A 7,077-nucleotide genomic window follows, 5' to 3' on the forward strand; every position below is an offset into this window, starting at 1 on the left:
GGGTGGCGGTCGCCCCGGAGGACGCCTGCTCTGCGCATGCTAGGTACCCCGCGGAACCGGGCAGCCGTCGGCCCACCCCTGGTCAGGCCCGATTCACCGCTCGTTCACCTGCTGTTCACCTTGCCCCGTCCCGCTCTCGCTCCGCAGCCGGTCCCGCTCCCGCGCGAGGTCGAAATCGGCAGGCGGATACCCCAGATCCAACCCGTCGAACGTCTCCCGGAGCAGGTGCGCCACCGCCCAGTCGCGGTACCACTTCCGGTCCGCCGGCACCACGAACCAGGGCGCGGCGTCCGGGCCGCACCGCTCGATCGCCTCGGCGTACGCCGCCTGGTAGTCGCCCCAACGGGCCCGGGTGTCCAGATCGCTGGGGTTGTACTTCCAGTATTTCGTCGGGTCGGTGAGCCGCTCCATCAGCCGCTCACCCTGCTCGGCGTGCGAGATGTGCAGCATGACCTTCACCACGGTCACCCCGTTGCCGGCCAGCTCCCCCTCGAATTCGTTGATCAGGTCGTAGCGGCCCCGCCAGGTGGCCTCGTCGACCAGGCCCTCCACCCGGGCGATCAGCACGTCCTCGTAGTGCGAGCGGTTGAAGACGCCCACGTAGCCGGGGGGCGGCAGGGCCCGGCGGATCCGCCACAGGAAGTCGTGCCGCCGCTCCTCCTCGGTCGGCGGCCCGAACGAGCGGATGTGCAACCCGAGCGGGTTCATGGCGCCGGCCACCCGCTTGACCGTGCCGTCCTTGCCACCGCAGTCCATGGCCTGGAGCACCAGCAGCACCCGGCGCGGCCGGTCGCCGGCCAGATGGGCGCCGGCCTGGGTGGGTGCGCTGGTCGCGCTGTCCGGGCCGGCCGCGCTCTTCGCGGACGCGAACAGCATCTCCTGCTGCCGGCCGAGCTCCGCGCCGAGCAGCTCGACCTGCCCCCGCGCCCACTGCTTGCGCCCCTTGCCGTGACCGGCCGCCGCGGGCAGCCCCGGGGTCGACCGGGGATCCACCGCCGCCAGGTCCACCGGGCCCGGGCCGGCCCGGAGCAGTTCCCGCATCGACCCGCCCTCTGGCCGCACCACGTCGTCGCCACCGCTCATCCCACGATCCTCACCCACCCCGCCGGTCCCCGCCTCCCGAGCGATGTCACACCGGGCGGGCCGCGGCGCATCCAGAGGTACGGGGAGAATGGGGACTCCGGGCGGGAGGAGCGCGACGTGCACGAGCGGGCGGCGGAGTTCGAGGCGGAACGCGGGCACCTGCTGGCGGTGGCGCAGCGCATGCTGGGCAGCCGGAGCGAGGCCGAGGACGCGGTGCAGGAGACCTGGCTGCGCTACGAGGGGGCCCTCGCCGACCCGGCCGCCCGCGAGCAGGTCCGCGACCTGCGGGGCTGGCTCACCACCACCTGCTCCCGGATCTGCCTGGACGTGCTCCGGTCCGCCCGGGTGCGCCGCGAGGCGTACCCCGGTCAGTGGCTGCCGGAGCCGGTGGTGCGCGCGGCGCCGACGGCGGACGGGTTCGCCCCCGACCCGGCCGAGCGGGCGGTCCGGGCCGACCAGCTGGGCACCGCCCTGCTCGTGGTGCTGGAGCGGCTGACGCCCGAGCAGCGGGTGGCGTTCGTGCTGCACGACGTCTTCGCCGTGCCGTTCGCCACGGTCGCCGAGGTGCTCGGCACGACCCCCGCGGCGGCCCGGCAGCTCGCCTCGCGGGGTCGCCGCGCGGTCACGGCGCCGGACGTCCCCCGGCACACCGCCGACCTGGCCGAGCAGCACAAGGTGCTCGCCGCGTTCGTGGCGGCGGTCGAGTCCGGCGAGCTGGACCGGCTGGTCGAGGTGCTCGCGCCGGACGTGGTGGTGGTCGGTGACAGCGGCGGCCACTTCCCGGCCGCCCGCCGGCCGGTGGTCGGCGCCGAGCTGGCCGGCCGGTTCATCCTCGGCCTCTTCGGCCAGGCCGCCCGCTGGGGCGGCCCCCTGCACGCCCGGCCGGTGCTGGTCGACGGCACGCTGGGCTGGCAGGCGGAGACGGTGTTCCGGGACGGGCGGCCGCTGCGGATGGTCACCTCGTTCGCCGTGCACGAGGGGCGGGTCACCGGCGTGTTCAACCAGCTCAACCCGGAGAAGGTGCCACACCTGAGCGGCATCGAGGGCGAGGACTGGCCGCCGCGCTACTGACGCCGGCTCAGACCACCAGGGCCAGCCACTTCCGGTAGGAGGTGGCGAACGGCTCGGTGCCGTCGTCGAGCGCGCCGAGCAGCCACCGGGCCGCGGCCTCGGCCTCGGCCACCACGTCGTCGGGGTAACCCCAGCGGGCCCGGTGCTCGGCGAACTCGTCCTCGTCGCGCAACTCGACCAGGCCGGTCTCCCGCCGGCGCACCACGTCCAGGTCGAGATCGACCAGGTGGACCGTCTCCTCACCCTCCCAGCGGGCCGGGGTGGCGATGTCGCAGTAGACCTCACTGGTGCGCGGGGGCGGGTTGAACATGCCGGTCCACCAGCCCTGGCGGGGCACCAGCAGGACGAACGGAATCCGCTCCACGGAGGGCCGGCCGTGGTAGACCGACTCAGTGCCGGCCGGGACGCCGAGCCAGACACCGAGGTCGTCCTCGGCGAGGCGGCGGGCCGGGTAGTCGCGGTGTGCGCTGCCGTCGTACTTGCGGTAGATCACGCGGACCACGTCGCTCGGCATGACTGGCACCCTAACCGATTCCGGCCACGCGACGCGATCGGCAGGTAACCGGACGCGACCTGCCCGGCCACGCCACGCGGCGGAGCGACCCGCCTCCTGTCGGCGGAGGCGGGTACGGTCGCACGGTGACCGCGCCCCGCACCGCCACCGGCCCCGTTCCGAAGAAGCGCCGGGGCGGCCGGCCCGGCGGCGGCGAGCTGCTGGCCGCCGCGGTCGGCGCGGTCCCCGGCGGCGCGGCCCGCCCCGGCCAGCAGCAGATGGCCGAGGCGATCGAGCGCAGTGTCGCCACCGGTGAGCACCTGCTGGTGCAGGCCGGCACCGGCACGGGCAAGTCGCTGGCCTACCTGGCCCCGGCGCTGACCGTGGACGGCCCGGTGGTGGTCTCCACCGCCACCCTGGCGTTGCAGTCCCAGCTGGTCGACCACGACCTGCCCCGGCTGGCCGACGCGGTCGAGCCGGTGCTCGGCCGCCGCCCCACCTTCGCCGTGCTCAAGGGGCGGCACCACTACCTCTGCCTGGCCCGGCTGGACAGCTCGGTCGAGGAGGAGCCGGAGGACGCCCTCTTCGACGCGCCGCGCCCCGCCGGCGGGAAGTGGCTCGGTGAGGCGGGCCGGCTCGGCAAGCAGATGCAGCGGCTGCGCGACTGGGCGGAGAAGACCGCCACCGGCGACCGGGACGAGCTGGACCCGGGCGTGGACGACCAGGTGTGGCGGAGCATCTCGATGCCGGCCCGCGAGTGCGTGGGGGCCACCCGCTGCCCGTTCGGCCAGGAGTGCTTCGCGGAGGCGTCCCGGGCCCGCGCCCGCGAGGCCGACATCGTGGTGACCAACCACAGCCTGCTCGCCGTCGACATGCTCGCCGGCCGGCACATCGTGCCGCCGCACAAGCTGCTCGTGGTCGACGAGGCGCACGAGCTGGCCGACCGGGTCTCCTCGGCGGCGCAGGCCGAGCTGGAGCCCCAGCTCATCGACCGGTCCACCCGCCGGGCCCGGCCGCTGCTCCGGCCGGAGGTGGCCGAGCGCCTCACCGAGGCCGGCGACGCGCTCGCCGTGGGGCTGGCCGAGGCGCCGGCCGGGCGGCTCACCGCCGGCCTACCGCCCGCGCTGCGCGAGGCGTGCACCCTGCTCGACGCGGCCACCCGGGCGGCGCTGGAGGCGATCGGCGACGTCAAGGCCGACGACCCGGATCCGGTGCGCAAGCAGCAGGCCAAGGCGGTGCTGGACGAGCTGTCGAAAACCGCCCAGCGGCTGCTGGAGGAGGCCGACCACGACGTGGCCTGGGTGGAGAAGCCGGAGAACGGCAGCCGCCGGGCGCTGGTGGTGGCGCCGCTCTCGGTCGCCGGCACCCTCGCCACCCACCTCTACGACGAGCGCACCGTGGTCGCCACCTCGGCCACCCTGGCGCTGGGCGGCCGGTTCGACACGGTGGCCCGGGCGCTGGGGCTGGACGCGCCGCCGCCCGCCCCGCCGTCCCCGGCCGCCGCCGCGCTGGCCACCGCGGCCGCCGCCGGCCGCGCCGGCACCACGCCCCCGGTGGCGAGCACCGACGGCAGCCGGGCGGCGATCGGCACGGTCCCCGCCACCGAGGGGCCCGGCTGGACATCGCTCGACGTCGGCTCGCCCTTCGACTACGCCCGGCAGGGCATCCTCTACGTCGCGGCGCACCTGCCCCGACCCAGCGTCTCCGGGCTGCCCGAGGCGGCCGGCGAGGAGCTGCTGGCGCTGGTCGGCGCGCTGGGTGGGCGTACCCTCGGGCTCTTCTCCTCCCGGCGGGCCGCGCAGCAGGCGGCGGAGCTGCTCCGCGCGCGCACCGACCTGCCCGTGCTGCTCCAGGGCGAGGAGGCGCTGCCGCTGCTGGTCCGCCGGTTCCGCGAGGAGCGGGAGAGCTGCCTGTTCGGGGTGATGTCGCTCTGGCAGGGGGTGGACGTGCCGGGCGACGCCTGCCAGCTCGTGGTGATCGACCGACTGCCGTTCCCCCGCCCCGACGAGCCGCTCGCGGCGGCCCGGGCGGCGGCCGTCGACGCCGGCGGCGGCTCCGGTTTCGCGGCGGTGAGCGTGCCGATCGCGGCGGTCCGGCTGGCCCAGGGGGTCGGCCGGCTCATCCGGGCCACCGGCGACCGGGGCGTGGTGGCGGTGCTCGACTCCCGGCTGGAGACCGCGCGGGGCTACGGCTCGTTCCTGCGCCGCTCGCTGCCCCCGTTCTGGTACACCACCCGCCCCGACGTGGCGCGGGGCGCGCTGGAGCGGCTCGGAAAGAGCTGACGCCCGCGCCTCCCCCGGGCAGGGGCGACGTGGGCGTCCAGGCTGCTGGCGGTCAGGGGGCCTGGGAGGCGACCACCACGGCGTCCGGCGGGGTGTCCGGCACGGTCCGCGCGGCCAGCCGGCGGATCGCGGTGTTGAGCACGGCGATCAGCGGCACCGCGACCAGCGCGCCCGCGATGCCGGCCAGCACCACCCCGGCGGCGATGCCGATGATCACGGCGAGCGGGTGGATGGCCACCGCCCGGCCCATGATCAGCGGCTGGAGCACGTGCCCCTCGACCTGCTGCACACCGATCACCACGCCCAGGATGATCAGCGCGGTCACCGGGCCGCTGTCGACCAGCGCCACCAGCACGGCCACCACGCCGGACAGGAAGGCGCCGACGATCGGGATGAACGCGCCCAGGAAGACCAGCGCGGCCAGCGGGAACGCGAACGGGATGTCGAAGATGACGAGGAAGATGCCGATGCCCACGGCGTCGATGAAGGCGACCAGCACGGTGGCCCGCACGTAGGCGCCGAGCGTCCCCCACGAGGCCCGGCCGGCGTCGTCCACCTTCCAGCGGGCGTTCACCGGCAGCAGCCGGACCAGGAACCGCCAGATCCTGCTGCCGTCCCGGAGGAAGAAGAAGGTCGCGAAGAGCACCAGGACCGTGCCGGTGAGCACCTCGGCAAGCGTGGCCGCGGTGTTGAGCGCCCCGCTGGTGAACTTCTCCGTGTTGTCGTTGATCCAGCTCTGCGCCTCGTCGATGTAGCGGTTGAGCTGGCCGTCGGAGAGGTGCAACGGGCCGGTCTTGAGCCAGTTCTGGATCTGCCGGACGCCCTGCGACGACTTCTCGCTCAGCTCCGGCACGCCCTGGATGAACTCGTTCACCACGAGGGTCAGCGTGCCGATCACCGCGACCAGGCCGCCGACCAGCACCACGCCGGTGGCCAGCGACCGGGGCAGGCGGGCCCGGAGCAGCCAGCCCACCGCCGGGGCGAGCAGCGCGGAGAGCAGCAGCGCGACCGCCAGCGGGATGATCACGATGCGGATCGTGCCGACGATCTTGAGCAGGGACCAGGTGACGATGCCGACGACGATGAGCCGCCAGCACCAGGCCGCGGCGATCCGCAGCGCGTGCGGCACCTCCACGTCGTCCTGGCTGGTGGTCGAGGAGTGCACGGGGGCCGGAGGCTCCGCGCCCACCACCGTCGCCGTCGGGGGCGCCTCCGGGCCGGGCGAGGAGGGCGAAGCCACGCGCTCGTCCGTTTCGGCCCGCCGGGCCCGCGCCGACTCACGGCCGGACTCGTACGCGCGGCGGAGCCGTCCGCGCATCCGCTCGAAGCGGCTCAAGCGCACCTCCCGCAACTTCGGTCCGCCCAGCGGACAGGGTGGACAGGATACGTCCGTCCGCCCCACCCTAGGGCGACTCCGCCACACATTGCCCTCCGGTCGCCCCGCCCAACCACAGCGGAATCGACCGGCGGGCACGCGGTAGCGTCTTCGCGTGACCGCCGACCAGAACCTCGACGCCGGCCTGCCGATCCGCCTGCTGCACGACCGCGTGCTGGTGCGCACCGAGAACGGCGAGGGGGAACGCCGTTCCACCGCCGGCATCGTGATCCCGGCCACCGCGGCCGTCGGCAAGCGGCTGGCCTGGGCCACCGCCGTGGGCGTCGGCCCGCACGTCCGCTCCATCGTCTCCGGGGACCGGGTGCTCTTCGACCCCGACGACCGTTCCGAGGTCGAGCTGCACGGCCGGGCGTACGTCCTGCTCCGCGAGCGGGACGTGCACGCCGTGGCGGCCGAGCGGGTGGAGAAGGAGCCGACCGGCTCGACCGGCCTCTACCTGTAGGCGCGGCCCCCGCCGTTTGCCGCGCTGCCCGGCGGGAAGCCCCAGGCACGACCGCGCCCTGGGGAGGGACCATGCCGATCGTCGTGAAGAAGATCCTGACCTGGGGATTCGTCGCGTTCCTGATCTACTTCATGGCGTTCCGGCCGGACGGCGCGGCCCAGCTGTTCAAGGGCATCGGGGTGGCCCTCATGGCCATCGCGCAGGGCCTCGGCGACTTCCTCACCGGCCTGATGACCTGACCCACCCTCCTCGCTCCGGGATCAGGCCGGGGGCCAGGGGGCCGCGGAGCGGTGGCCGTGCCAGCCGGACG

The 7,077-nt window shown here is 75.0% G+C and carries 7 protein-coding genes; 4 read left to right on the plus strand and 3 right to left on the minus strand.

Features of this window, described 5'->3' with window-relative positions:
• Positions 1 to 93 precede the first annotated feature (93 nt).
• Positions 94 to 1,083, minus strand: a complete 990-nt coding sequence (locus F8274_RS17030) for a PPK2 family polyphosphate kinase (RefSeq protein ID WP_151463378.1) — start codon at positions 1,081 to 1,083, stop codon at positions 94 to 96.
• Positions 1,084 to 1,200: 117 nt separating this feature from the next.
• Here F8274_RS17030 and sigJ point away from each other — a divergent pair, with 117 nt between their 5' ends.
• Positions 1,201 to 2,154 (plus strand): RNA polymerase sigma factor SigJ, encoded by a 954-nt coding sequence (sigJ, locus tag F8274_RS17035; protein ID WP_151463379.1) that lies wholly within the window; start codon positions 1,201 to 1,203, stop codon positions 2,152 to 2,154.
• A 7-nt stretch (positions 2,155 to 2,161) separates the two neighbouring features.
• On the opposite strand, the gene F8274_RS17040 is transcribed toward sigJ, so the two are convergent.
• Positions 2,162 to 2,668 carry a DUF402 domain-containing protein gene (locus tag F8274_RS17040; protein WP_151463380.1) on the minus strand — a complete coding sequence of 169 codons (507 nt, stop codon included), beginning with the start codon at positions 2,666 to 2,668 and terminating at the stop codon, positions 2,162 to 2,164.
• Between the two features lie 59 nt (positions 2,669 to 2,727).
• Between F8274_RS17040 and F8274_RS17045 the strand changes: the two genes are divergently transcribed.
• Positions 2,728 to 4,929 carry an ATP-dependent DNA helicase gene (locus F8274_RS17045; RefSeq protein ID WP_192579871.1) on the plus strand — a complete coding sequence of 734 codons (2,202 nt, stop codon included), beginning with the start codon at positions 2,728 to 2,730 and terminating at the stop codon, positions 4,927 to 4,929.
• A 52-nt stretch (positions 4,930 to 4,981) separates the two neighbouring features.
• Here F8274_RS17045 and F8274_RS17050 read toward each other — a convergent pair whose 3' ends face one another.
• Positions 4,982 to 6,247, minus strand: coding sequence for an AI-2E family transporter (locus F8274_RS17050; RefSeq protein WP_151463384.1), 1,266 nt, complete (start codon positions 6,245 to 6,247; stop codon positions 4,982 to 4,984).
• A 172-nt stretch (positions 6,248 to 6,419) separates the two neighbouring features.
• Here F8274_RS17050 and F8274_RS17055 point away from each other — a divergent pair, with 172 nt between their 5' ends.
• Positions 6,420 to 6,767, plus strand: a complete 348-nt coding sequence (locus F8274_RS17055; RefSeq protein WP_151463382.1) for a co-chaperone GroES — start codon at positions 6,420 to 6,422, stop codon at positions 6,765 to 6,767.
• Between the two features lie 71 nt (positions 6,768 to 6,838).
• Positions 6,839 to 7,006: a hypothetical protein gene (locus tag F8274_RS31280; RefSeq protein WP_192579869.1), complete on the plus strand. Its 168-nt coding sequence runs from the start codon at positions 6,839 to 6,841 to the stop codon at positions 7,004 to 7,006.
• Positions 7,007 to 7,077: the final 71 nt, after the last annotated feature.

This window comes from Micromonospora sp. AMSO31t (genome assembly GCF_008868175.1).
Classification (GTDB): domain Bacteria; phylum Actinomycetota; class Actinomycetes; order Mycobacteriales; family Micromonosporaceae; genus Micromonospora.